Source organism: Pseudomonas sp. 7-41, from assembly GCF_021233075.1.
GTDB classification, from domain to species: Bacteria; Pseudomonadota; Gammaproteobacteria; order Pseudomonadales; family Pseudomonadaceae; genus Aquipseudomonas; species Aquipseudomonas veronii.
On sequence record NZ_CP089551.1, the window covers coordinates 2,210,341 to 2,235,174 of the forward strand.

Genomic DNA, 24,834 nt, shown 5'->3' on the forward strand with positions numbered 1-24,834 from the left:
GCTAAAGCGGTTCACGCCCTCAGAAGAGGGGCGGAGCCGGTGGTACCAATTTAGTGCGCGAAACGCCGGTTTGAACCGCTTTGGTGCTTTTTGCCTTTATCGCAGGCCTGCCAACCTCCATGGAAAATCTGCAAAGCGCAGTGGACACCCTCGTCCACAGCTCCAACACCCTGTTCATTCTGATCGGTGCGGTCATGGTTTTGGCCATGCACGCCGGTTTTGCCTTCCTCGAAGTCGGCACCGTGCGTCAGAAGAACCAAGTCAACGCCCTGTCGAAAATCCTCAGTGACTTCGCGATCTCCACCCTGGCCTATTTCTTTATAGGCTATTGGATCTCTTATGGCGTGAGCTTCATGCAACCGGCGGCGGTGATCAGTGCCGATCACGGCTATGGTCTGGTGAAGTTCTTCTTCCTGCTGACCTTTGCCGCGGCGATTCCGGCGATCATTTCCGGGGGCATTGCCGAGCGTGCACGATTTGTTCCGCAACTGTGCGCTACCGCGCTGATCGTGGCGTTTATCTACCCGTTTTTCGAAGGCATGGTGTGGAACGGCAATTTCGGCGTGCAGGCCTGGTTGCTCGCGACCTTCGGTGCCAGCTTCCATGACTTCGCCGGTTCCGTGGTGGTGCATGCCATGGGCGGCTGGCTGGCGTTGGCGGCGGTGCTGTTGCTCGGGCCGCGCAACGGGCGTTATCGCGAAGGGCGCCTGGTCGCGTTTGCGCCGTCGAGCATCCCGTTCCTGGCGCTGGGCTCGTGGATTCTGATTGTCGGCTGGTTCGGCTTTAACGTGATGAGCGCACAAACCCTGAACGGCGTCAGCGGCCTGGTGGCGGTCAACTCGCTGATGGCCATGGTCGGCGGTACGGTTGCGGCGCTGGTGATTGGCCGCAATGACCCCGGCTTCCTGCACAACGGCCCGCTGGCCGGGCTGGTGGCGATTTGTGCCGGTTCCGACCTGATGCATCCGGTGGGCGCATTGGTCACGGGGGTTGTCGCCGGCGGCCTGTTTGTGTGGTGCTTCATTGCCGCCCAGGATCGCTGGAAGATCGACGATGTGCTGGGTGTCTGGCCGTTGCATGGCCTGTGTGGCGTGTGGGGTGGCATTGCCTGCGGCATCTTCGGCCAGACCGCCCTTGGCGGGTTGGGCGGGGTCAGCCTGATCAGCCAATTGATCGGCACCGCGTTGGGTGTGCTGGTGGCGTTTGCCGGCGGCCTGCTGGTGTATGGCGTGATCAAGCGCGTACACGGGCTGCGCCTGAGCCAGGAAGAGGAGTACTACGGCGCGGACCTGTCGATCCACAAGATCGGTGCGATCAGTCAGGATTGATCGGCGCCTCTTCGTCAGGGGCCGCCCGCGGGTAGAAGCCGTGCAGCAGACGGTAGCGGTTGTGCCGCACCTCATCGACCCGCGCTTGTACCTGCTGGTCCGGCAGGCCCAGCAGGATCAGGGCGTGGGAGGCGAGCATCAGGCTCGACTCCAGCAGCTCGGGCACCACTTCGCTGGCGCCCGCGGCTTTCAGTTCGGCTAATTGGCTGTCGTCGCGGGTGCGTACCAGGATCGGTACGTCGGCGTTGATCCGGCGGGCTTCCTTCAGCACCAGCAAGGCGACTTCGGTGTTATCCACGGCGATCACCACCAGCCGTGCCCGCTCCAGGCCGACCGCGCTGAGCAGGGCGCCACGGCGGCAGTCGCCGTAATGCACGCTGTTGTCTTCGGTGGCGGCTTCCTGCACCCGTTCCGGGTTGTCATCCAGGGCGATAAACGCCTGTTTTTCGTGGTGCAGAAAGCGCCCGATGGATTGCCCGACGCGGCCATAGCCGCAGATCACCGCATGGTCGCGTAACTCGGCGTTGAGCGCGGTGATGGCTTCGAGTTGCACCTGCTGGTTGGGTTTACGGTGCAGGCGCAGGGCAATGCCCGGTGCCGCGCGCAGCAAAAGCGGGGTCAGCAGCATCGAGCAGAAGGTGGCGGCCAGCAGCAAGCCGTTGAACTCATCCGGAATCAGCCGGCTCTGTTGCATCTGCGCCATCAGCGCAAAACAGAACTCGCCGCCCTGGGCCAGGGCCAGGCCGCTGCGCCAGGCGGTTTCGCGGTCGCTGCCGCGTAGTTTGACCAGCGCCGCGACCACGCAGCCCTTGGTCAGCATCAGCGTGAAGGTCAGGCCGAGGATCAGCAGGCTGTGGCTGATGAACAGTTGCAGGTCGATGAGCATGCCGATGCTGACGAAAAACAGCCCCAGCAGAATGTCGCGAAACGGCCGGATATCCGCCTCGATCTGATGCCGGTAATGGCTTTCCCCCAGCAGCATGCCGGCCAGGAACGCGCCAAGCGCCGGGGAGAGGCCCAGCAAGTGCGTGAGCCAGGCGGTCAGCAACACGATCACCAGCGCCAGCAGCACAAACAGCTCGGCCGAATGGGAGGCGGCGACTTCATGGAACAGACGCGGCAATAACCAGCGGCTGGCGAGCAACAGGCCGACGAACAACAACAATGTCTTGGCCAGCGTCAACGGCAGTGCCCAGTACCAGGCCTGCTCGCTGCCACCGGCGAACACCGGCACCAGGGTCAGCAGCAACACCGCCACTACATCCTGGAACAGCAGCACGCCAATCGCGTTCTGGCCGTGGCTGCTGAAGATTTCCCCGAGGCTGCTCAGCTCTTTGCTGACAATGGCCGTGGACGACAACGCCAGCCCCGCACCGAGCATCAAGGCGATGTTCGGCGACACGCCAAAGGCCATCAACAGGCCTCCCAGCAGCAACCCGCAGCCCAGCACTTGCAAGCTGCCCAGGCCAAATACCACGTGGCGCAGGGCGAACATCTTGCTCAGGGAGAACTCCAGGCCAAGGGAAAACAGCAGGAATACCACGCCCAGCTCGGCGAGGTCGGGCAGGTTTTCGCTGTCATTCACCCAGTCGAGGGCGGTCGGCCCCACGGCCAGGCCCACGCACAGGTAGCCCAGCACGGGCGGCAATTGCAGCCGGCGAAACAGCGCAATCACCACCAGGGATGAGGCCAGAATGATCAGCAGGTTGGCGAACACAAGCATCTCCGTTGCAGGGCGAGCGGACAAAAAGCCGCGAGAATCGCTGAATCAGTTATAGGGCATGGTGATCTGGGTCAGGGTTTATCGGCTCGCCAGCGCTATAGAGTCGGCCTAAAATGGGCGCCTATCCCTGATCAGGTCCTGTCGTCATGCCTTCTGAATGCCAGTTGTTCACTACTTCGGGTTGCCATCTGTGTGAGCTCGCCGAAGCAGAAATCATGCCGTTGGTCGAACATGGGTTGCTGGTTGAGCTGGTGGATATCGCCGATTCCGAAGCCTTGTTTGAAGCTTATGGCCTAACGATTCCGGTGCTGCGCCGGGTGGATACCGGGGCTGAACTGGGGTGGCCGTTCGACACGGAGCAGGTGGTGGCCTTCCTATTCTAGCGCTTGGGCGATGGCAGCTTTCTCAATATTGGGTTACTGTATGTTTGTACAGCGATTGAATAGAGGGAACGCCCGTGGTGAATGTTGAACAACTGAAAAGCAGCGTTAATCGCATGTCCGCCGACGTCGTGCGCGATGCGGTGAACGAGCTGCGCCTCGACGGCCTGGTCACGGAAGGCAAGACGCCGTTTAACAAAGTGCATTTCAATACCTGCTTTGCCGAGATCGAAGCGCTGTTCCAACGCGCCGGTTATCACAAGCAGTTGGATGTGGTGGGTTACCAGGGCTTGCTGTACGCGCTATATGATCCGGGCCGTTGGGAAGCGGTGGACGTGCTGCGCTGGCTCAAGGAATTTACCGAGGCCGCCAGTGCTTCGCCGATCCTGCGGGCGCAATTGGCCAAGGCCTGAGATCCGCCCTAGGCTCAATCCCGCTCCATGCGGGATAATGCCGGCCTGTTTCCCAGGCTTCGAGCATCTGCATGTCCACTTCCGGTTTTTCCGCGTCCCAGCATCAAGCCAGCACCTTGTACTTGCCGCCTGGCCCTTGGGCGACGGTGCTCGACTGCCTGTGCGAGCATTTCCCGGCGATCGGCCGCACGCAGTGGCTGGACCGCATCGCCCGTGGCCGGGTGCTGGATCTGCAGGGTAGCCCGATCCGCCAGGACCTGGCCTACAAGGAAGGCCTGTGCATCTACTACTTCCGCGAAGTGCCGAACGAAAAAGTCATCCCGGTGCAGGAAACCATCCTGTACGCCGACGAACACCTGGTGGTGGCGGACAAACCACACTTTCTGCCCGTCACCCCGGCGGGTGAGTACGTCGAGCAAACCCTGTTGCGCCGCCTGATCCGCCGCCTGGACAACCCGTCCCTGGTGCCCCTGCACCGTATCGACCGGCATACGGCGGGGCTGGTGCTGTTCTCGGCCAACCCGCAAAGCCGCTCGGCCTATCAGCAGTTGTTTCCCACGCGTCAAATCGACAAGTTCTACGAGGCTATCGCCCCGGCCTTGCCGAACCTGACCTTCCCGCTGGTCCACAAAAGCCGTCTGGTGGATGGCGAGCCGTTCTTTCGCATGCAGGAAGGGCCGGGCGCCAGCAACACCGAAACGGCCGTGGAAGTGCGCGAAACCCACGGCGACTTATGGCGCTATGGGCTGTTCCCTGTGACCGGCAAGAAGCACCAGTTGCGTGTACACATGACGGCGCTCGGCGCGAGCATTTGCAATGACCCGTTCTACCCCGAGGTGATCAAGGATGCCGTGGACGACTACGCCAATCCCTTGAAGCTGCTCGCCCAGGGGGTGCGTTTTATCGATCCGGTCACGGGTGCAGAACGCAGTTTCCGCAGCCAGATCACGCTCGACTGGTAACCGCAGAAACGACAAGGCCCGCGCGAGGCGGGCCTTGTATGCAAGCGTTGCGGCTTACAGGTCTTTAACGGTACGCACTTGATCCTTGTTGATGCGGGTGCGCTTGCCGTCAAGCTGTTCGAATTCGTAGAAACCCGTATCTTCATTGTATTTCGGGGTATCGACAGCCTGGATTTCGCGACCGTCATTCAGGGTGATCACTGTCGGCGAGGCGCAACCGGCAAGGGTAGCGAGGCCCAGTGCAAGCATGAAAGCGGCGATGGTCCGTTGAGTCATGAGTGTGTCTCCAAGAAAATTCTTTTTGATTGCTGACTGTGTGACGCGTGGCGCGTCGACAAAGTTCCTTGTGCGGGGTTCATTCTGACACGTCGGGCCTGGTGTGTAACAGCGCAGGCGTGTTCAGGTTGGCCAGGCGCGGGTCATCTGCCGGGCATTCCAGCCCGATGCCCCCCAACTGCAGGAAGATCTTGCGCGGGCTGCGCTCACCGGCTTGCCAGGCCTGTTCTACCGCGCTTTGCAGGTGGGTGGGGATGATGCAGATCAACGGTTCCCAGAATTCACCGTGGCGCACCATCACCGGCAGCCGCGGATTGCGCTGCGCCGTCTTGCGCAGGTCGGCGAGCAGTCGAGCGTCAAGATGCGGCACATCGCACGGCAAAATCAGTAAGTGCTCATGGCGGGCGGCGTTCAAGCCTGCGCGGATACCGGCCAGCGGCCCGGGGAAATCCGTACTGTCGTCACTCACCAACTGGTCGGCATACGGCGTGTAGCGGTCCGGGTTGCGGTTGCACGAGATGATCAGGTCGTCGGTCAGTGGGCGCACCAAGTGGTGCAAGTGCGCGATCAATGGCTGACCCTGCCATTCCAGCAAGCCTTTGTCTTGTCCGCCCATGCGTTGGCCGCGGCCACCGGCCAACAGCAGAATCGAACAGGGCAGAGGCGAAGAATCGTCGGGCATGGGGGTTCCGCAGCGGCAGGTAAATAGGGGCCTGTGATATAACATCGGGCTGTTCCTTCGACAACCGGACCGTGCCATGAAAGCCAAGGCAGATGCGCCCTTTGTACCCCTGAATATCGCTGTACTGACGGTCAGCGACACCCGCACCCTGGACACCGACACTTCGGGCCAGGTTTTCGTCGACCGCCTGATCGCCGCCGGCCACCTCCTGGCCGAGCGCGTGCTGCTCAAGGACGACCTCTACAAGATTCGCGCCCAGGTGGCCCACTGGATCGCCGAAGACGTGGTGCAGGTCGTGCTGATCACCGGTGGCACCGGCTTCACCGGCCGCGACAGCACGCCCGAAGCGGTGAGCTGCCTGCTCGACAAACAGGTCGATGGCTTTGGCGAGCTGTTCCGCCAGATCTCCGTGGCCGACATCGGCACCTCCACCGTGCAATCCCGCGCCCTGGCCGGCCTGGCCAACGGCACCCTGGTGTGCTGCCTGCCGGGTTCGACCAACGCCGTGCGTACCGGTTGGGACGGCATCCTCGCCGAGCAACTGGACAACCGTCACCGCCCCTGCAACTTCGTACCGCACCTGAAGCAGGCCGAACCCTGTGAATCCCGTGGATAAGCCGGGCAAGACCGGCGCCTTGATGCCGGTGGAAGAAGCCCTGCAACGCTTGCTCGAGATGGCCGAGGCCGCGCCGATTCGCGAGCGGCAGGTATTGCCCCTGGCCGCGGGTGATGGCCGCGTACTGGCGCAGGATTTGATCTCCACCCTCGATCTGCCGCCGTGGCCCAACAGCGCCATGGACGGTTATGCCATGCGCCTGGCGGACTGGACGGGCGAACCGTTGGCGGTGAGCCAGCGCATCTTCGCCGGTCAGGCCCCCGCGCCATTGGCTGCCGGCACCTGCGCACGCATCTTCACCGGGGCGCCCGTGCCCCAAGGCGCGGACTGCGTGGAAATGCAGGAAAACGCCGTGGTCCACGCCGACGCGCGTGTGAGCTTTACCGAGCCGTTGCATATCGGTCAGAACATTCGCCCGCAAGGGCAGGAAACCACCGTCGGCGAAGTGGTGCTGACCGCGGGCACGCGCCTGGGGCCGATCGAACTCGGCCTGGCTGCGTCCCTCGGTCTCGACCAATTGGCCGTGGTGCGCCGCGTGCGGGTCGCGGTGCTGTCCACCGGCGATGAGTTGATCGAGCCCGGCCTGCCCCTCGGCCCAGGGCAGATCTACAACAGCAACCGTCGCGTGCTGTGCAGTTGGCTAGAGCGCCTGGGATGCGAAGTGATCGATGCGGGCATTCTTCCCGATGACCTGGACCAGACGCGCACGTGTCTGGCGGGCCTGGGCGCGGTTGACTTGATTCTGTCGACCGGCGGTGTGTCGGTGGGCGAGGCGGATTTTCTCGGCATTGCCCTGCGTGAAGAAGGCGAGCTGGCCTTGTGGAAGCTCGCGATCAAACCGGGCAAGCCGCTGACCTTCGGCCATTTCCGTGGCGTGCCGGTGATCGGCCTGCCGGGCAATCCGGCGTCGACGCTGGTGACGTTTGCCCTGTTGGCACGCCCCTATCTGCTGCGCCGCCAAGGTGTGGCGGAGGTCGAGCCGATGCGGTTCGAGGTGCCGGCGGGGTTCGTCTGGCCCAAACCGGGCAACCGCCGCGAATATTTGCGCGGGCGCATCGAGCAGGGCAAGGCGGTCATCTATCGCAACCAGAGCTCCGGCGTGCTGCGCAGCGCGGCGTGGGCGCAAGGGTTGGTGGAGGTGTTGGAAGGGACGACGCTGGCGATGGGCGACCGGGTGAATTTCATTCCCCTGAGCGAAGTCCTGAACTGAAGCCGATCTGAATGTGGGAGGGGGCTTGCCCGCTCCCACATTTGGATTGTTGTTTGTCTGGGGCTACTCAGTAGTCGTCGCCACGCTCGGTGACATCACGCTCGACCGGCTCGGCGTGCGGGTCGTACCCCGCCGGAAACTTGCCCTTCAACGTCCAGGCAAACGCAATGATCTCGGCGATCGTGCGGTACAACTCTTCCGGGATACTGTCGCCCAGTTCCATGCGCGCCAGCAGCTTCACCAGCTCGGCGTTTTCATAGATGGGCACTTCGTTTTCCCGCGCCAGCTTGAGGATCGCTTCGGCCAGGGCATCGTCGCCCTTGGCGGTCAGGGTTGGCGCTTGTTGGCCGTCATACTTGAGGGCGATGGCCTGGCGCGGTGGGTTGGCGTTGTTCATGCGGTTTCGTCCACCCAGCGTTGCTCCAATCCGGTTTTCGGCCCGCGTGGCGGCGTGCCGAGGTGGCAGTCGAGGTCGCCGACATTGATGCCCGACGTCACCAGGCGCTCGCGCAAACTGCCCAAGTGACTTTCGATCAAACTGGCGGTGAACGGTCGCGTCGCCCACAACTGGCTCGACAGTTTGCCCTGAGACAACTGCGCCTGGACCTGCAACGGCCCCAGCGGCTCCATGTCGAAGGCCAGTTCCACGCGCCAGAGCATCTGCTTGGGGTCTTTTTTGTCCTTGCGTTCAGGCTGGTCCTTGTCCAGCGCGGGCTCTTCGCGCTGGAACTTGACCTGCAGCGGCACGATGTCCTGCAGGGTCCGCATGGGGATTTCCAGCTGCCAGGTGGTTTGCAGGCGGCCGTCGGCGGTGGTGCCGGTCTGTTCCAGGCTCGACAGCTGATGGCTCTGTAACCGCGAGATGGCCCCGGCGGCCAGGCGCAGCAGGTTTTCCAGGTCGCCTTCGCCTTCCAGGCGTTGCATCAGCCGCTCCGGCAATGGAAAACCGGCGGGTGCCTGGCGGGCGCTGATCTGCCCGAGGGTGTTCAGCGGGCTGCGCACGAAGTTGGGCAGTATCTGGGCCAGGGTGTTGGCGGCGAGGATGGCATTGAGGTTGGTGCTGACGGGCAGGGCGGGCAGCAGATCGGCGACCAGGCGCAGCAGCGCGCCTTTCATATCCAGCGGTGGAATTTGCGGGTTTTGCCCGGCCAGCAACTTGGCTTCAAGAAACGCGCCGCTGTTCTGGATGACTTGCGCCAGCACCTTGGGATTGCTGACTTGCGCCAGGTCGGGCAATGCCGCGAGCAGCCGCGTGGCGGCCGAGCGCAGTTCGACGGACGTACTGTCGTCCTGGGGCAGGCGTTGCAACGCGGTGAACACCGCATCCAACGAGCCCTGGCGGCTTTGCTGGGTGGCGAGTTGCTGGGTCACGGCCAGTTGATCCTTGAGCCCGCTCAAGGGCACAAAGTTCAGGGTCTGCGTGTCCTGTACCACGGCGCTGAGCAGGCTGCCGACGCGTAGCGGTTGCGGGCTTTCCAGGGTCAGGGTCGTGCCGGCCAGGGTGCTGTTGAGCACCGTCACCAACGAACGGTAGATCGTCGGTTGCGTGGTGCCTTGGGGCAGCGCTTGGCTGGTCAGGACTTTGGCTTGCAGCAAGGTGCCCGCCGGCATTTGTGTGGTGTCGATGCGGGTGAGGGCGGCGACGTTGGCGCTCAAGGCCTGCTGCAGGCTGAGGGTCAGGTTACCGGCGGACGTCTGGCTCACCGCCACATTGCTGCCCAGCGGCAAGGGTTGCGGGCTGCTGGCCTGCACCAGCGTCTGGCGGCCACCGTCGAGGGTCAATTTGAGCAGCAACTGAAAGGCTTCGCCGCCTTGTTTAAGTGCGATGACTTCGGCGTTCGCGGTTTTTCCCGGGTCGATCAAGCCGATCTGCGGCTCCAGCAGTTTCAGCAACTCACCGGTTGCTGGCGCTGGCGCAGGGGCCGGCCCGGCTGTCGGGGCAGGAGAAAGCGTAGGAAGGTTGATCTCGCCGGTCATCGTGCGTGTCGTCTCAGGGGAAATAGCCCTCTTTAGCGTAGGGCATCGCATGTATAATGCGGCCCGTCTGCCATGAGAGCGGTAAAAACCTCACAACTATTTGATCCAGCTCTCTAAAATCGGTCGCCAAAGCCGTTATTGTGCTCCTTTCTATAACGGCCGCAGCACCGCCGACTTGAACCGTAAAGGCCCGCGATCTTTTGACCAGCCCTCTTCTTGAAGCCGTAGCGCTTGCCTGTGAACGCGACCTGCGCCTGCTGTTCGAGCACCTCGACCTGCGCCTGGCGGGCGGTGACATGGTGCAGATCAGCGGGCCCAACGGCAGCGGCAAGACCAGCCTCCTGCGTTTGCTGGCCGGGTTGATGCAGCCCACGGCGGGCGAAGTGCGGCTCAACGGCAAGCCCCTGAACGAACAACGCACCGAGCTGGCCCGCAACCTCACCTGGATCGGCCACGCCGCCGGGATCAAGGACGTGCTCAGCGCCGAGGAAAACCTCAGTTGGCTCAGCGCCCTGCATCATCCGGCCAGCCGCGAGGCGATCTGGCAGGCACTCGCCGCCGTCGGCCTCAAGGGCTTCGAAGATGTGCCCTGCCACACCTTGTCGGCCGGCCAGCAGCGCCGTGTGGCCCTGGCGCGCCTGTATCTGCCCGGCCCGCCGCTGTGGATTCTCGACGAACCCTTCACCGCCCTCGACAAACAAGGCGTCGCCCAGTTGGAAGAACACCTGGCGCGGCATTGCGAGCAGGGCGGCCTCGTCGTGCTGACGACGCACCACAGCCTGACGCGCCTGCCCGCCGGTTACCGCGAGCTGGACCTGGGGCGGTGGTCGGTATGAGTGTGTTCGCGCTGTTGGTGGCCCGCGAGGCGCGGCTGTTGTGCCGGCGCCCGGCCGAACTGGCCAATCCGCTGGTGTTCTTTGCGATTGTCATCGCGTTGTTCCCGCTGGCGGTCGGCCCCGAGACTAAACTGTTGCAAACCTTGTCTCCGGGACTGGTGTGGGTGGCGGCCCTTTTGTCCGTGCTGCTCTCGCTGGACGGGCTGTTTCGCAGTGATTTCGAGGACGGTTCCCTGGAACAGTGGGTCCTTTCGTCGCACCCCCTGCCACTTCTGGTATTGGCCAAGGTACTGGCACACTGGGCGTTTTCCGGCCTGGCGCTGGTGTTGCTCTCGCCGTTGCTGGCAATGATGCTAGGGTTGCCCAGTGAATGCCTGCCGGTATTGCTCATGTCCTTGTTGCTCGGCACGCCGGCGCTCAGCCTGTTGGGAGCGGTGGGCGCGGCGCTGACGGTGGGTTTGAAGCGCGGCGGCCTGCTGCTGGCCCTGTTGATTCTGCCTTTGTATATCCCGGTGTTGATCCTCGGCAGCGGCGCTTTGCAAGCCGCGCTCATGGGCATGCCGGCGACCGGTTACCTCCTGTGGCTTGGCAGCCTGACCGCCCTGGCGGTAACCCTGACACCCTTTGCCATAGCCGCCGGCCTGAAGATCAGCGTCGGCGAATAATGAAGTCGGGTTACGCGTAACCCGTTCTTCAACATAAGAAAGACCCTACGCTTCTTGCAAACACAAGACGCAACCGTGATGGAAACAGCAATGAACTGGACCTGGTTTCACAAGCTCGGCTCGCCCAAATGGTTTTACGGCATCAGCGGCAAGCTGCTGCCGTGGTTGAGCATCGCCGCCGTAGTGCTGATCGGCCTCGGCCTGGTCTGGGGCCTGGCCTTCGCGCCGCCGGATTACCAGCAGGGCAACAGCTTTCGCATCATCTATATCCACGTGCCTACCGCAATGCTGGCCCAGTCCTGCTACGTGATGCTGGCGGTGTGCGGCATCGTCGGCCTGGTGTGGAAGATGAAACTCGCGGACGTCGCCCTGCAATGCGCCGCGCCCATCGGTGCGTGGATGACCGCCGTGTCGCTGGTCACCGGCGCGATCTGGGGCAAACCCACCTGGGGCTCGTGGTGGGTGTGGGATGCGCGACTAACGTCCATGTTGATCCTGCTGTTTCTGTACTTCGGTCTGATTGCCCTGGGCAACGCGATCAGCAATCGTGACAGCGCCGCCAAGGCCTGTGCGGTGCTGGCGATTGTCGGTGTGATCAACATCCCGATCATCAAATACTCGGTGGAGTGGTGGAACACCCTGCACCAGGGCGCCACCTTCACCCTCACCGAAAAACCGGCGATGCCTGTGGAAATGTGGGCGCCGCTGTTGCTGATGGTGCTGGGGTTCTACTGCTTCTTCGGCGCTGTGCTGCTGATGCGGATGCGCCTTGAAGTGCTCAAGCGCGAAGCCCGCGCCAGTTGGGTCAAGGCCGAAGTGCAGAGCAGCCTGGGAGTGCGTGGATGAGTTTTGCTTCTTTCAGTGATTTTCTCGCCATGGGCCACCATGGCCTGTATGTCTGGACGGCCTACGGCATCTGCCTGGCGGTACTGGCCCTCAACGTTGCCGTGCCGATCCTGGCCCGCAAGCGTTACCTGCAACAAGAGGCGCGTCGTCTGCGCCGGGAGACCGAAAAGTGAATCCGCTGCGTAGAAAGCGTCTGTTGATCATCCTTGCCATTCTGGCCGGCGTCGGTATTGCCGTGGGCCTGGCGATGAGCGCCCTGCGGGAGAACATCAACCTGTTCTACACCCCAACCCAGATCGCCAACGGCGAAGCACCGCTGGACACGCGCATCCGCGCCGGCGGCATGGTGGAGAAGGGCTCGTTGAAACGCTCCGGCGATTCTCTCGACGTCACCTTCGTGGTCACCGACTTCAACAAGGCCGTGACCATTACGTATCGCGGCATCCTCCCGGACCTGTTCCGCGAAGGCCAGGGCATCGTCGCCCTGGGCAAACTGAATGCCGATGGTGTGGTGGTGGCCGATGAAGTACTGGCCAAGCACGATGAGAAATACATGCCGCCGGAAGTCACCAAAGCGTTGAAAGACAGCGGCCAAACCGCTCCAACTCCAGCCAAGGAGGGCTAAGTGATGACGTCCGCACTGTTTATTCCGGAGCTGGGCCATTTGGCGATGATCCTCGCCCTGTGCTTCGCCATCGTCCAGGCCGTGGTGCCGTTGCTCGGCGCGTGGCGCGGCGACCGCCTGTGGATGAGCCTGGCGCAGCCGGCCGCCTGGGGCCAGTTTGCCTTCCTGGTGTTCGCGTTCGGTTGCCTGACCTACGCCTTTATGACCGACGATTTTTCCGTCGCCTATGTGGCCAGCAACTCCAACAGCGCCTTGCCCTGGTATTACAAGTTCAGCGCCGTGTGGGGCGCCCACGAAGGTTCGCTGCTGTTGTGGGCCCTGATCCTCGGCGGTTGGACCTTCGCCGTGTCGATCTTCTCCCGGCAACTGCCGCAAGTCATGCTGGCCAGGGTGCTGGCAGTGATGGGCATGATCAGCGTCGGCTTCCTGCTATTCCTGATCATGACTTCCAACCCGTTCAGCCGCATCTTGCCGCAGATTCCGGTGGACGGGCATGACCTCAACCCGCTGCTGCAGGACATCGGCCTGATCGTCCACCCGCCGATGCTCTACATGGGCTACGTGGGTTTCTCCGTGGCCTTCGCCTTCGCCATCGCCGCCTTGCTCGGCGGGCGCCTCGATGCGGCCTGGGCGCGCTGGTCGCGGCCATGGACCATCGTCGCCTGGGCCTTCCTCGGCATCGGTATCACCCTGGGTTCGTGGTGGGCCTATTACGAGCTCGGTTGGGGCGGCTGGTGGTTCTGGGACCCGGTGGAAAACGCGTCCTTCATGCCATGGCTGGTGGGTACGGCGCTGATTCACTCGCTGGCCGTCACCGAAAAACGCGGTGTGTTCAAGAGTTGGACGGTGTTGCTGGCCATCGCGGCGTTTTCCCTCAGCCTGCTCGGCACTTTCCTCGTGCGTTCGGGCGTGCTGACTTCGGTTCACGCGTTTGCGTCCGACCCTGCCCGCGGTGTGTTCATCCTGATGTTCCTGCTGTGTGTGGTCGGCGGTTCCCTGACCCTGTTTGCCCTGCGCGCGCCGGTGGTCAAGAGCCAGGTCGGCTTCAACCTGTGGTCGCGGGAAACCCTGTTGCTGGGCAACAACCTCGTGCTGGTGGTGGCCGCGTCGATGATCCTGCTCGGCACCCTGTACCCGCTGGTGCTGGATGCGCTGACCGGTGCCAAGCTGTCGGTCGGCCCGCCGTATTTCAACGCCTTGTTCATTCCGTTGATGGGCTTGTTGATGGTGGTAATGGCCGTCGGCGTGCTGGTGCGCTGGAAAGACACCCCGGTGAAATGGCTGGTGGGCATGCTGACCCCGGTGCTGCTGGGCAGCGCCGCCTTGGCCGTGATCGCCGGTATCGCTTATGGCGATTTCAACTGGGCGGTCCTCGCCACGTTCATGCTCGCCGCCTGGGTATTGCTGGCCGGCATGCGCGACATCGTCGACAAGACCCGTCACAAAGGCCTGATCAAAGGCCTGCCCACCCTGACCCGCAGCTATTGGGGCATGCAGATTGCGCACATCGGCATCGCCGTGTGTGCCCTCGGTGTGGTGCTCTCCAGCCAGAACAGCGCCGAGCGTGACCTGCGCCTGGCCCCCGGCGAGTCCATGGACCTGGCCGGTTACCACTTCATCTTCGAAGGCGCCAAGCACTTCGAAGGGCCGAACTTCACGTCCGACAAAGGCACTGTGCGCGTAGTCCGCAACGGTAAGGAAGTCGCCGTGCTGCACCCGGAAAAACGCTTGTACACCGTGCAGAGTTCGATGATGACCGAAGCCGGGATCGACGGCGGTTTCACCCGTGACCTTTACGTCGCCCTGGGTGAGCCGCTGGGCGAAGGTGCCTGGGCGGTGCGCGTGCATGTCAAACCGTTCGTGCGCTGGATCTGGTTCGGCGGTTTGCTCACCGGTCTGGGTGGTGTGCTCGCGGCGCTGGACCGGCGCTATCGGGTCAAGGTCAAGAGCCGGGTGCGTGAAGCCCTGGGCCTGCAAGGAGCGGCGGTATGAAGCGTTGGTTGATGGTCGTGCCGCTGGCATTGTTTCTGCTGGTGGCGGTGTTCCTGTATCGCGGGTTGTACCTGGACCCGGCCGAGTTGCCCTCGGCCATGATCGGCAAGCCGTTCCCGGCGTTTTCCCTGCCGACGGTGCAGGGCGACAAGACCCTGACCCAGGCCGATTTGCTGGGCAAACCGGCGCTGGTCAACGTGTGGGGCACCTGGTGCATTTCCTGCCGCGTAGAACACCCGGTGCTGAACAAACTCGCCGAGAACGGCGTGGTGATCTACGGCATCAACTACAAGGACGACAATGCGGCGGCCTTGAAGTGGCTGGCGGAATTCCACAACCCGTACCAGCTGGATATCCGCGATGAAGACGGCAACCTGGGGTTGAATCTCGGCGTCTACGGCGCCCCGGAAACCTTCTTTATCGATGCCAAGGGCGTGATCCGCGACAAGTATGTCGGCGTCATCGATGAAGTGGTCTGGCGCGAACAACTGGCCGCCAAGTATCAGGCCCTGGTCGACGAGGCCAAGCCATGAAGCGCTGGTTAGCTGCTGCCGTATTGGCCCTGGGCCTGGCGGGCGTGGCCCACGCCGCCATCGACACCTACGAATTCGCCAACGACGCCGAGCGTGAGCGTTTTCGCGAACTGACCAAGGAACTGCGCTGCCCCAAGTGCCAGAACCAGGACATCGCTGACTCCAACGCGCCCATCGCCGCCGACCTGCGCAAAGAGATCTTCCGCATGTTGGGGGAGGGCAAGGACAACCAGCAGATCATCGACTTCATGGTCGACCGCTACGGCGATTTCGTGCGCTACAAACCGGCCCTCACCGGCAAGACCGCACTGCTCTGGTTCGGCCCCGCCGGGCTGCTGTTGGCGGGCATGGTGGTGATGGTGGTGATCGTCCGCCGTCGCCGCGCCGCGCCTACCGATGGTTCCGACGCGCTATCCCCCGACGAGCGCCAACGCCTCGACCAATTGCTGGACACCAAGACTGATGATTGATTTCTGGCTCGCAGCCGGTTTGCTGCTTCTGATTGCCCTGAGTTTCCTGTTGATCCCTGTGTTGCGCGGCCGTCGTGCCCAGCGCGAAGAGGATCGCACCGCGCTGAACGTGGCGCTGTATCAAGAACGCGTGGCCGAACTGCAAACCCAGCAGGACGAAGGCGTGCTCAACGCCACGCAACTCGACACCGGCCGCGCTGAAGCCGCGCGCGAATTGCTGGCCGACACCGAAGGCATGGAAAAGCCCCGCGAATCGCGCCTGGGCAAGCCGCTGCCATTGCTCGCAGCGGTTTTGGTGCCCGTGCTGGGCATTGGCTTGTATCTGCACTTCGGTGCCAGCGACAAGGTCGAACTGACCCGCGAATTCTCCCAGCCACCGGTGTCCATGGAAGACATGACCCACCGCCTGGAGCGCGCCGCCGCCGCCCAGCCGGATTCGGCAGAAGGCTTGTACTTCCTCGGTCGCGCCTACATGGCCCAGGATCGCTCCGCCGATGCCGCCAAGGTCTTCGAGCGCACCGTGGCCCTGGCCGGGCGCCAGCCGGAGCTGTTGGGCCAGTGGGCCCAGGCCCAGTACTTCGCCGACAACAAGCAGTGGTCGCCCAAGGTCCAGGCCCTGACCGATGAAGCCCTCAAGCTCGACCCGCGAGAAGTCACCAGCCTCGGTCTGCTTGGCATCGCGGCCTTTGAAGGCCAGCGCTACCAGGAGGCGATCGATTACTGGAGCCGTCTGCTGGCGCAACTGCCGCCCGAAGACAACTCCCGCGTCGCCCTGCAAGGCGGGATCGACCGCGCGGCAGAGCGGCTGAAAGCGAGCGGTGGCACCGTCGCCCAAAAAGCCGTGATGAAAGTGCGCGTGGACCTCTCCGCCGACATCAAGGCCAAAGCCCTGCCAAGCGACAGCGTGTTCATCTTCGCTCGCGCTGTCTCCGGCCCGCCGGCGCCGCTGGCGGCCAAGCGTGTGACCGTCGCCGACCTGCCGGTCACCGTCGAACTGGGCGATGCCGACGCAATGATGCCGCAGTTGAAACTGTCCAACTTCCCTGAAGTCCAACTGGTTGCGCGCATATCCCGGGCCGGTCAACCGACCACTGGCGAGTGGATCGGCCGCAGCCAACCCCTGGCCAGCACCACCACTGCGCTGCAGCAGCTGACCATCGACAGTCCGGACAAGTAATTCGAGGAAACGCCTATGACCGCCCTTGCACGCATCACCCTGCTCAGCCTGGTATTGGGCTTGAGCGCTTGTGCGGTCCACCGCCCACCTCCGGCACCCACCGGCCCGACCATTCCCCCATCGGGCCCCTCGACCAAGCCAGCCACCAGACCCTCCAGCCCGGTCACCGCACCCGCGAAAGCGCCACCGAGCAAGTCGCCGACCTTCGCCCCGCCACCCGGCGCGGCCAGCCACTGGGACGGCAAGATGCAGGTGTATGTGCTGGAAGACCAGCCCGACACCTTCTACCGCCAGCGCACCTACTACCGCTGGAGCAACGGCTGGAGCCGCTCCATCAGCCCGGACGGGCCGTGGGAAGAGACCGACGTGCATGGCGTACCGCCGGGGTTGAGCAAGCAGTACGCGCAGTGACAGAAGGCGACCTTTGGGTCGCCTTTTTCATGCCTGCAGTGTGGTCCTTCAAACGCTGGAGATCCAATGCCGGGGCCGGACTTGTCCGAGATAGAGGTCTGTCAGATAAAAATGATTTCCGAACTCAGCGCCATGAGTCCGTCATAGGCTGATGGCGTCATTCGGCGGATCTTCATCCTTACTCTCAACAAGTGCCGTTCGATAAAAGATTGTGCTGTCTTCGCACTTTCCACACGGACTGCCGCCATTCGCCCCTAGACGGACAGTTTGGGTGAAAAAATCGGCTCGACACCTACAAGCTGCTGGCGCGGCGTTGCTGCTTTCTTAGCCTTGTAGGACGGACCCTGTAGCGAGCAGGTAGGTATGAATGCCACCTCTGCGGACACGTACTTGGTGACCAGGGAATTGAGTTTCAGACAAGGCGAAAACTACTGCGATGGCATGGCGGAAAACCGCGCCTGTACTGCTGAAGGGCTGGGTCACATTGATTTCGTGATACTCGCACTTGAACTCCGCAGGATGGCGATCTGCGACACGCCCGCAATATCCGTATTGATTGAGACGGCGGCTGGTCAGCGAGCCGAGGAGGCCTGCGCGCCACAGTACGCCTACCGTAAAGGTAGGGCGAGATGAGCGAGGGGTAACTGCAAACCTGTAATTATGCTGCCCGGTAGCTCATAAGTTGAAGTTTGAAATTGCCCGTCAGGGGATGGTTGATGCGGTGTTGGGGATGTAACTCCATTAAATGAGAGGTTTCACTCAATAAAAAAGGAAGTTTCTATGTGTTGCCTACTTTTGTTGGAGTAGGAAGGAGGTTTTTTTTAAACTTGGCGGTTGGCTCATAGTTGGTTCGTAGCGGATGGCAAGGCTCTAAGTCGCATGTTTCATAGGTTTGTTGGAAATAATTGATTTGTGGATTGACATGTGTGGCGTGATGCTAATAATTTTGTGTGCAATGCCTTTTTAAAGGCGGGTTGAAATTCATTTGTTATAAAAACAAGGATAATTATATGAGTGTTCAGAATCCGATCGGCGCGGGATCAAATGAAAGATCTACTCGTGGTGAAATATATAAAGTGTGCGAGGCTGGTTATAATGAAATCGCAAATGCGATAGTGCGGCACTCTGCCCTACGTGAGCTTGAGTCGTTTGGGAAAATTATTTCCGATAAGCCACTAAGTCATCCAGAAAGGGCTCTATTTTTTGCAACTATTTGGGCTTTCTTCAAGGATGTTCCGGCTGGAATCGTCGCATTGGCTGCGCGCGTTACGGATGAATGGATTAAAGAAGATATGTGGCACGGCACGGCTAAAGCCGCGCATATTCTTTACGCATCCGTGGATGAATACGGTCTACATCAACATAGCAAGCATATGTTGCCAACCCATCATCAAATGTTCAAACAACTGACCACTCACCTGGGACTTTCCGATGCTGAGCTGTTCAATCCTCACTACATTCTTCCTGAGGGCACCGCCATGGGTAATAATACCCATCGAATGTACCGTTCTGAGTTTTTAGGTGAGGCATTGGGTTTTCATTTGGCGTCAGAAATGACTTCCTCACGAGAGTTTCAGTTTTTCCTGAAAGGATTTCAAAAATATGCCGGCGAATATGGCCTGGTCGACGAAGATGACCCCGTTTTGGCATTCTTTGCGATTCATTGTGAGGTTGAACCTATGCATGTCGCGACCGGGCGCGAAATCATGATTTCGTACTTGGAGAAAAATCCAACTATTGCCCCGCATGCAATGCGCGGGGCGATGGCATTTATGGATGGGTTCGAGCAAATGTTTGCCGCTTTGAATCGGCGGCTGGCCTGAAAATCGAACTTCTGATAGTGAAGGACATTATTATGAGTCGGTCTTATGAGTGCCAGATTTGCCACTACGTTTATTCAGAGTCTTCAGGCGAGGCTCTAGTCGATATAGAACCCGGCACGACTTGGGATGAGATTGGGGAGGCGTTTCAATGCCCGCACTGCCAAGCGAAGAAAAAGCTGTTTATTGAGGTTCTGAGTTAGATGCAGGGTTTTCTGAGTTCGATGGTATTCGCCACAATGCTTTCCATAGGTTTTGGACCGATAGCCTTGATCATCCTGAGGCAGTCCATCGCCTGTGGCTTTCGCGGCGCACTACCTGGGGCTCTAGGTGCGGCAGTTGCAGATGCGGTTTTTGCGGCTGTCGCATTTTATGGTTTGCAGACAATCAAGGCATTTTGGCTAGCCAATAACCGTCTGTTGACCTGGGTGGCAATTGCTTACCTGTTTTATCTGGGGGGCATTACATTTGCAAAACATACAGCTGTGGCACAAGTAAAAACGACAGCAGGATTTATCCCGGTCTTTTTACTGACGCTAATGAACCCACTCACTATCGTAGCGATCTCCTCCTATGTGATTGCCAGCGGCACGCTGTTTGAGGGGCTCGGGCTCTACCTGAGTCTGGCGGGTTTTCTGGTGGGTTCATTTTTAGGCCAGATGTTATATGCGCTGGGTGGCAGCCTCATCAGGACTGCGCTGATCGATAATCCTGATCTTGATGTGATCAATCGTATCAGCGGTGGATTATTGATTGGCTTTGCGGTGTGGCAATGCGCGCGCGTTTTGTCTGGAGGCTGACCCTCTGCCTTCCGGGAAACCGTGCACAGTTCCTGCACCCGAACATGAAAGCGCCTACGCGCACGCCTGACCGAGTGCGTAGCGCGTCACAATCCGATACTGTGGCCGCCGCCGTGAAACGTAGTCGGTCATGCAACAAATCTGCAGACAAGCGAAGAGGGTGTATTGATGGCGGGCAGGTTGATCTATCTCATCGGGCCATCGGGTTCGGGCAAGGACAGCCTGTTGGACGCTGCACGACCACGTTTGGCCGAACGTGGCTGCCGCATTGTGCGTCGGGTGATTACGCGCTCGGCGGAAGCGGTGGGCGAGGCGGCACAGGGGGTGAGCGCCGAGCAGTTTGTCGCGATGCAAGCCGAGGGCGCGTTTGCGTTGAGTTGGCAGGCCAATGGGTTGTCCTATGGCATACCCACGGACATCGACGCGTGGCTGGCGGCGGGGGAGGATGTGCTGGTCAACGGCTCCCGTGCCCACCTGGCGCAGGCCCGCGAGCGTTACCCGGCGTTGCTGGTGGTGTTGCTGAGTGTCGATCAGGCGGCGCTGCGCCAGCGCTTGCTGGCGCGGGGGCGTGAGTCGGTGGCGGATATCGATGCGCGCCTGGCGCGTAATGCACGGTTTACGGCGCAGTTGCTGGCCGGCATGGGGGCGGGGTTGCTCGTGCTGGATAACTCCGGCCCGCTGGAGCATACGGTCGAGTGTTTGCTGCGCTACCTGGACCCGTCAGCGCGTTGACAACCGTTCCACATACTCCACAAACGCCCGCGCCTTGGCACTCGCCATCCGCCCTGTCGGAAACACCGCCCATAAGTCTCGCGCCGGCAAATGCCAGTCGGTCAGCACTGGCTTCACCGCGCCACTGGCCAGTTCCGGCGCGAACATCCAGGCCGATGCCAGGGTCAGGCCCAAGTGGTTCAGCACAGCCGCGCGCACCCCTTCCGCCGCTGTGATGTGCAAGCGGCCATGGACGACGATCGGGTATTCGCGGGCGTCTCGGGTAAATGTCCAGCGCGCGCCCTCGCCCTGGGTGTAGATGACCGCCTGGTGTCGCAGCAGATCGGCTGGCGTGGCGGGTTCGCCGAAGCGTTCGAAGTAGGCCGGGGTGCCCAGGATATGGCAGGGCGACGCCCCGATCTTGCGTGCGGTCAGCCCCGAATCGCTCAGGTTGCCCATGCGCAGGGCGACGTCGATGCCTTCTTCCACCAGGTTGAGGCTGTGGTCGTTGAGTACCACATCGATGTTCAACCCAGGGTACTGCTCCAGGAACGGCCCCAGGTGCGGAAGGATATGCAGGCTGGCGAAGGTCACGGCGGCGCTGATGCGCAAGTTACCCGACAGCCCGGCGCCAGCGCTGCGGGCAGCGTCGTCGGCCTCGTTGGCCTCATCGATGGCGCGCTTGGCTTTTTCGAAATACGCCAGGCCCGCTTCGGTCGGCGTCAGGCCCCTGGTTGAGCGCAGTACCAAGCGCACCGCCAGGCGCGCTTCCAACTGCGCGACGCTCTTCGACACCGCGGGCTGGCCGATGCCCAGGCGTTTGGCGGCGGCGGAGAACGAGCCGGTTTCGACAACGTGGACGAAGGTTTCCATGGCGGTCAGGCGGTCCATCGGGTGTCCCTTGCTTGTGATTGAGCGCATCGCGACGCAGTACGGCGCAAAGCCTACGGGGAATGGCTATGGCTTGTCACCCGCTCCCAGGCGGGGTTTATCGCCGTGAAGAAGCTTAAGTGGATATGTCTTTGTCTGGCGGGAATTGAAGTAAGCCAGTGACGGGTATTTGTTTAGAATTTGTTTTTTTATTGTAAAAGCAACCCGGTATTGGTGAGTCGGTTGTGTGGTTGGATGTTTAAATTGCAAATAAAATCCTGGTTGTCTGACTGCATGTTACGCGGCGTGTGGTTGTTTCAGCTGAAACTAAAATAGTGTTGGTCCGCTATTTTTCACTGTGCGAGATTATCGGCGATAACGATGAGCCTGGTTTAACGCGGCTCGCGGTTATTGATACTTAATCTCCGGATCGATTCGATTCGGTGTTCTTGTGTATTCATTAATAATACGAGTGCCGCACAATGAATGGACCTGATCTGTTTTCTGTAACTTCCCGCATGGGGTTTCCGATATCGGACCCCGGCCCGTTTGGTGCCGGGGCCTCGAAGAAACCGTCGTTTACGACGGACCAGGCGGCCAAACAAATCACGCGGGAAAATCATCGTTTCCGTGACCGTAACGGCGATCAGAAGATCGACTTGCACTACACGGTCGACGCGAGTTTCACCGCCCAGCAGAAACAGCGCGTGCACCAGGCAGTGCAAGCCTGGCAGGATGTGGCCAATATCAGTTTCCGCGAGCAGTCAAACGGTACGGACGGAGCGCTCAGTATCCACAACAACCCTCGCGGCGACCGGGGGGTTGCCGACTTACCTCATGGTTCCACGAATCGGACAGCAGCCACGATCGGCACCCGGGGCGGGGCGGCTTCGCCTGCGCTGGGCAGTCACTTTTCGGTCACGGCTATTCATGAAATCGGTCACGCTATTGGCCTGCAACATCCGGGACGCTATAACGGCGACGGTGCCAACTACCAAAACGGCGCGGTCTACGCGCAGGACACCAAGGCACGCACCGTGATGAGTTACTGGTCGGAACGCCATCAATCCGGTCATGACTTCAGATCGCTCAATCCGTCTGCCCCGATGATGGACGATATCGCCGCGGCGCAACGCTTGTATGGCGCCAACCACCAGACCCGCAAGACCGACACCGTCTATGGTTTCAACTCCAATACCGAGCGCGAAGTGATGAGCCTTACCAGCGCCAGGGACAAACCGGTGTTCTGTGTGTGGGATGGTGGTGGTGTGGATACGCTGGATTTTTCCGGGTTTTCCCAGGATCAGAAGGTCGATCTGAATGCGGAGTCGTTCTCTGACGTGGGCGGCTTGAAGGGCAATGTGTCCGTCGCCAAGGGATGTGTTATTGAAAACGCGATCGGCGGTGCCGGTCGTGATGCCTTGATCGGCAATGATGCGGCCAACCGCCTCAAGGGCGGTGCCGGCGCCGACACGTTGAGGGGCGGCGGCGGCGCGGATACGTTTGTCTACGATAACGTCAGCGACTCCGCCGCACAGAGCCCCGACCTGATCGAGGACTTCACCAGCGGTACCGATAAGATCGACGTCTCGGGTGCGTTAAAAGCGGCAGGTGTGCGCGCCCTGGTGTTTACCGATCGGTTCAGCGGCCGCGCCGGTGAAGCGGTGCTCAAACACGATGCCAGTACGGGGGGGGCGAGCCTGGCCATTGATCTGAAGGGGACGGGCAACGCGGACATGGTGATCAACAGCAAGGGGCAGATCAAGCCTGGCGATGTACGGTGGGATGGGTCGCAGCCTGAAGTTCAGTCTGTGCCGACGCCAGCCCCAACTCCGACTCCAGCTCCAACCCCAACCCCAACCCCGCCGCCGGGTGAAACCCCAAACGGGCCGTCCGCACTGATCGAAATGCTTGCCAAGACGCTGTCAGCGTTCGTGTTACAGCTGCTGCAGATTATCGCCCCATCGTCCAGTGGCAGGCCGCGCTCGTAACCCCACCCACGATCCCGAGGCATCATGCCGTCAGGCAGTGACCGCCGAAGTGTGGCGCGAAGCACTGAGAAAGCGCAGCAGCGCCACCAGCGGGAACGCACTGCCCACCAGCATCACGCCCAGCCAGCCGCCGTGTTCGTACACGCTGCTGGCAATCGCCGAGCCGAAGGCACCGCCGATGAAGATGCTGGTCATGTACAGCGCGTTCAGGCGGCTGCGGCTGTTGGCGTCGAGGGCGTAGATGGCGCGTTGGCCGAGGACCATGTTCATCTGCACGCAGAAGTCGAGGACCACGCCGGTCACCGCCAGGCCGATCACGCTGTACAGCGGGTGTACGAAGGCCGGCAGGAAGCTCAGCACCGCAAACACCATGGCCAGCAGTGACGCGCGGTAGGTGTGGCCGGCATCGGCCAGGCGCCCGGCGATGGGCGCGGCGATGGCACCGATGGCACCGACCAGGGCGAAGATCGCGATCTGGGTCTGGCTCAGGCCATGGTTGCGCACCAACTCCAGCGGCGCGGCGGTCCAGAACAGGCTGAAGGTGGCAAACATGCAACCTTGATAAAAGGCGCGCTGGCGCAACAGCGGTTGTTCACGCAGCAGGGTGCCGAGGGAACGCAACAACTGGCCATAGCTGGCGCTGTGGTCGGGCTGGCGCTTGGGGATGGTCATCAGCAAGACCACGCTGATAACGGCCATCAACGCGGCGGCGGCCATGAACATCGCGCGCCAGCCGAAATGGTCGGCGACCACACTGGACACCGGCCGCGCCAGCAGGATGCCCAGCAACAGGCCGCCCATGATGCTGCCGACCACGCGGCCACGGGACTCGGCGGGTGCCAGGTGCGCCGCCAGTGGGATCAGGATCTGCACCGACACCGAGCTGAAACCGATCAACAACGACACCAGCAGGAACAGGTTCGGTTGCTCGGTAAACGCCGCACCCAGCAGGCTGGCGATGGCGATCACGGTGGTACTGATCATCAGCTTGCGGTTTTCCAGCAAGTCACCCAGGGGCACCAGGAAGAACAGGCCCAGGGCGTAGCCGATTTGCGTCAGCGATACGATCAGGCTGGCCATGGCGGGCGTCAGGCCGATGTCCGGCGCGATCAGCTCGATGATCGGTTGCGCGTAGTAGATGTTGGCGACGATGGCGCCGCAGCAAAACGCAAACAGCATCACCATCCCGCGGGTCATGGTGCTCGTAGCGTGGGGAGTAGCGTTCATGGTGTTCTCATAAAAGCGAAGGAAGATGGCGAGCGAGAGTAAAGACAAGACACTGCGACGAGTAGGCTGTTAGCGGTGATAACACTCATGCCGTGAAATGATGACTGAAGCCTTGGCGTTGGCTTCGAACGCCCATGATACATGCAGACGCACCGGCCGAAACAGGCGACCCGGCGGCCTGACGATCACGCTTGGCATCAAACGAATGTGGGAGCGGGCTTGCCTGCAATGCGGACACCCCGGTGTATCGGACACACCCGGGCGACGCTATCGCAGGCAAGCCCGCCCCCACA

Annotated in this window: 29 protein-coding genes; 22 read left to right on the top strand and 7 right to left on the bottom strand. The window is 61.5% G+C overall.

Translation table 11 applies throughout. The annotated features are described in order from the left end of the window. The first annotated feature begins 119 nt into the window (after positions 1-119). Positions 120-1,328, top strand: coding sequence for an ammonium transporter (locus LQ249_RS10000; protein ID WP_026140339.1), 1,209 nt, complete (start codon positions 120-122; stop codon positions 1,326-1,328). Here the strand turns inward: LQ249_RS10000 and LQ249_RS10005 are convergent. Further along, positions 1,315-3,045, bottom strand: a complete 1,731-nt coding sequence (locus tag LQ249_RS10005) for a cation:proton antiporter (protein ID WP_026140340.1) — start codon at positions 3,043-3,045, stop codon at positions 1,315-1,317. The genes LQ249_RS10000 and LQ249_RS10005 overlap by 14 nt on opposite strands. A gap of 152 nt (positions 3,046-3,197) precedes the next feature. On the opposite strand from LQ249_RS10005, the gene LQ249_RS10010 reads away from it, so the two are divergent. From LQ249_RS10010 to LQ249_RS10020, 3 genes are all read left to right on the top strand, one after another. Then, positions 3,198-3,434, top strand: coding sequence for a glutaredoxin family protein (locus LQ249_RS10010; RefSeq protein ID WP_079443162.1), 237 nt, complete (start codon positions 3,198-3,200; stop codon positions 3,432-3,434). Between the two features lie 74 nt (positions 3,435-3,508). Continuing rightward, the gene (locus LQ249_RS10015; RefSeq protein WP_017529348.1) at positions 3,509-3,844 is read left to right on the top strand and encodes a hypothetical protein; all 336 of its coding nucleotides are present in this window, start codon (positions 3,509-3,511) and stop codon (positions 3,842-3,844) included. A gap of 71 nt (positions 3,845-3,915) precedes the next feature. After that, positions 3,916-4,806: a pseudouridine synthase gene (locus tag LQ249_RS10020; RefSeq protein WP_128192182.1), complete on the top strand. Its 891-nt coding sequence runs from the start codon at positions 3,916-3,918 to the stop codon at positions 4,804-4,806. A 54-nt stretch (positions 4,807-4,860) separates the two neighbouring features. Here the strand turns inward: LQ249_RS10020 and LQ249_RS10025 are convergent, their stop codons facing one another. Both LQ249_RS10025 and mobA read right to left on the bottom strand, forming a co-directional pair. Next, on the bottom strand, positions 4,861-5,082 hold the full coding sequence (locus tag LQ249_RS10025) for a YgdI/YgdR family lipoprotein (protein ID WP_017849428.1): 222 nt from the start codon (positions 5,080-5,082) through the stop codon (positions 4,861-4,863). 79 nt (positions 5,083-5,161) lie between these two features. Further along, positions 5,162-5,764 (bottom strand): molybdenum cofactor guanylyltransferase MobA, encoded by a 603-nt coding sequence (mobA, locus tag LQ249_RS10030; protein WP_046384223.1) that lies wholly within the window; start codon positions 5,762-5,764, stop codon positions 5,162-5,164. Between the two features lie 76 nt (positions 5,765-5,840). Here mobA and moaB point away from each other — a divergent pair, with 76 nt between their 5' ends. Continuing rightward, complete coding sequence (gene moaB, locus LQ249_RS10035; protein ID WP_017849430.1) at positions 5,841-6,380, top strand: molybdenum cofactor biosynthesis protein B; 540 nt, start codon at positions 5,841-5,843, stop codon at positions 6,378-6,380. Continuing rightward, positions 6,364-7,590 (top strand): molybdopterin molybdotransferase MoeA, encoded by a 1,227-nt coding sequence (locus LQ249_RS10040; protein ID WP_232566431.1) that lies wholly within the window; start codon positions 6,364-6,366, stop codon positions 7,588-7,590. The genes moaB and LQ249_RS10040 overlap by 17 nt, the downstream gene beginning before the upstream one ends. Before the next feature lie 67 nt (positions 7,591-7,657). On the opposite strand, the gene LQ249_RS10045 is transcribed toward LQ249_RS10040, so the two are convergent. Both LQ249_RS10045 and fliK read right to left on the bottom strand, forming a co-directional pair. Then, positions 7,658-7,987 (bottom strand): EscU/YscU/HrcU family type III secretion system export apparatus switch protein, encoded by a 330-nt coding sequence (locus LQ249_RS10045; protein ID WP_046384221.1) that lies wholly within the window; start codon positions 7,985-7,987, stop codon positions 7,658-7,660. Beyond that, positions 7,984-9,567 carry a flagellar hook-length control protein FliK gene (gene fliK / locus LQ249_RS10050; protein WP_232566432.1) on the bottom strand — a complete coding sequence of 528 codons (1,584 nt, stop codon included), beginning with the start codon at positions 9,565-9,567 and terminating at the stop codon, positions 7,984-7,986. The genes LQ249_RS10045 and fliK overlap by 4 nt, the downstream gene beginning before the upstream one ends. A gap of 200 nt (positions 9,568-9,767) precedes the next feature. Between fliK and ccmA the strand changes: the two genes are divergently transcribed. From ccmA to phnN, 15 genes are all read left to right on the top strand, one after another. Then, a complete protein-coding gene (ccmA, locus tag LQ249_RS10055; protein ID WP_017849434.1) occupies positions 9,768-10,403 on the top strand; it encodes a cytochrome c biogenesis heme-transporting ATPase CcmA in 636 nt (211 codons plus the stop codon). Further along, positions 10,400-11,068, top strand: coding sequence for a heme exporter protein CcmB (ccmB, locus tag LQ249_RS10060; protein ID WP_017849435.1), 669 nt, complete (start codon positions 10,400-10,402; stop codon positions 11,066-11,068). The genes ccmA and ccmB overlap by 4 nt, the downstream gene beginning before the upstream one ends. A 90-nt stretch (positions 11,069-11,158) precedes the next feature. Further along, entirely contained in the window at positions 11,159-11,914 is a 756-nt protein-coding gene (locus tag LQ249_RS10065) for a heme ABC transporter permease (RefSeq protein ID WP_108524408.1), read from the top strand. Continuing rightward, positions 11,911-12,087: a heme exporter protein CcmD gene (gene ccmD, locus LQ249_RS10070; protein WP_017849437.1), complete on the top strand. Its 177-nt coding sequence runs from the start codon at positions 11,911-11,913 to the stop codon at positions 12,085-12,087. Before LQ249_RS10065 ends, ccmD begins: the two co-directional genes overlap by 4 nt. Continuing rightward, a complete protein-coding gene (ccmE, locus tag LQ249_RS10075) occupies positions 12,084-12,539 on the top strand; it encodes a cytochrome c maturation protein CcmE (RefSeq protein WP_017849438.1) in 456 nt (151 codons plus the stop codon). The genes ccmD and ccmE overlap by 4 nt, the downstream gene beginning before the upstream one ends. A 3-nt stretch (positions 12,540-12,542) precedes the next feature. After that, positions 12,543-14,531 (top strand): heme lyase CcmF/NrfE family subunit, encoded by a 1,989-nt coding sequence (locus LQ249_RS10080; RefSeq protein ID WP_017849439.1) that lies wholly within the window; start codon positions 12,543-12,545, stop codon positions 14,529-14,531. After that, positions 14,528-15,064: a DsbE family thiol:disulfide interchange protein gene (locus LQ249_RS10085; RefSeq protein WP_017849440.1), complete on the top strand. Its 537-nt coding sequence runs from the start codon at positions 14,528-14,530 to the stop codon at positions 15,062-15,064. Before LQ249_RS10080 ends, LQ249_RS10085 begins: the two co-directional genes overlap by 4 nt. Beyond that, positions 15,061-15,534, top strand: a complete 474-nt coding sequence (locus LQ249_RS10090; RefSeq protein WP_017849441.1) for a cytochrome c-type biogenesis protein — start codon at positions 15,061-15,063, stop codon at positions 15,532-15,534. Before LQ249_RS10085 ends, LQ249_RS10090 begins: the two co-directional genes overlap by 4 nt. Beyond that, positions 15,527-16,711 (top strand): c-type cytochrome biogenesis protein CcmI, encoded by a 1,185-nt coding sequence (gene ccmI / locus LQ249_RS10095; protein ID WP_057003715.1) that lies wholly within the window; start codon positions 15,527-15,529, stop codon positions 16,709-16,711. Before LQ249_RS10090 ends, ccmI begins: the two co-directional genes overlap by 8 nt. A gap of 15 nt (positions 16,712-16,726) precedes the next feature. Beyond that, on the top strand, positions 16,727-17,122 hold the full coding sequence (locus LQ249_RS10100; RefSeq protein ID WP_017849443.1) for a hypothetical protein: 396 nt from the start codon (positions 16,727-16,729) through the stop codon (positions 17,120-17,122). Between the two features lie 363 nt (positions 17,123-17,485). Beyond that, positions 17,486-17,755, top strand: coding sequence for a hypothetical protein (locus LQ249_RS10105; RefSeq protein ID WP_046384218.1), 270 nt, complete (start codon positions 17,486-17,488; stop codon positions 17,753-17,755). Positions 17,756-18,132: 377 nt separating this feature from the next. Further along, positions 18,133-18,945 carry an iron-containing redox enzyme family protein gene (locus tag LQ249_RS10110; RefSeq protein WP_046384217.1) on the top strand — a complete coding sequence of 271 codons (813 nt, stop codon included), beginning with the start codon at positions 18,133-18,135 and terminating at the stop codon, positions 18,943-18,945. A 32-nt stretch (positions 18,946-18,977) separates the two neighbouring features. Next, positions 18,978-19,145 (top strand): rubredoxin, encoded by a 168-nt coding sequence (locus LQ249_RS31720; protein ID WP_017849446.1) that lies wholly within the window; start codon positions 18,978-18,980, stop codon positions 19,143-19,145. After that, positions 19,146-19,742 carry a LysE family translocator gene (locus LQ249_RS10115; protein WP_046384216.1) on the top strand — a complete coding sequence of 199 codons (597 nt, stop codon included), beginning with the start codon at positions 19,146-19,148 and terminating at the stop codon, positions 19,740-19,742. It abuts the gene before it with no gap. A gap of 168 nt (positions 19,743-19,910) precedes the next feature. After that, a complete protein-coding gene (gene phnN / locus LQ249_RS10120) occupies positions 19,911-20,474 on the top strand; it encodes a phosphonate metabolism protein/1,5-bisphosphokinase (PRPP-forming) PhnN (protein ID WP_017849448.1) in 564 nt (187 codons plus the stop codon). On the opposite strand, the gene LQ249_RS10125 is transcribed toward phnN, so the two are convergent. Next, positions 20,463-21,344 carry a LysR family transcriptional regulator gene (locus LQ249_RS10125; RefSeq protein WP_169864005.1) on the bottom strand — a complete coding sequence of 294 codons (882 nt, stop codon included), beginning with the start codon at positions 21,342-21,344 and terminating at the stop codon, positions 20,463-20,465. The two genes, phnN and LQ249_RS10125, sit on opposite strands and share 12 nt — an antisense overlap. A 461-nt stretch (positions 21,345-21,805) precedes the next feature. On the opposite strand from LQ249_RS10125, the gene LQ249_RS10130 reads away from it, so the two are divergent. Beyond that, positions 21,806-23,314: a M10 family metallopeptidase C-terminal domain-containing protein gene (locus tag LQ249_RS10130; RefSeq protein WP_232566433.1), complete on the top strand. Its 1,509-nt coding sequence runs from the start codon at positions 21,806-21,808 to the stop codon at positions 23,312-23,314. A gap of 30 nt (positions 23,315-23,344) precedes the next feature. On the opposite strand, the gene LQ249_RS10135 is transcribed toward LQ249_RS10130, so the two are convergent. Further along, positions 23,345-24,541: an MFS transporter gene (locus LQ249_RS10135; RefSeq protein ID WP_082643794.1), complete on the bottom strand. Its 1,197-nt coding sequence runs from the start codon at positions 24,539-24,541 to the stop codon at positions 23,345-23,347. Positions 24,542-24,834 lie beyond the last annotated feature (293 nt).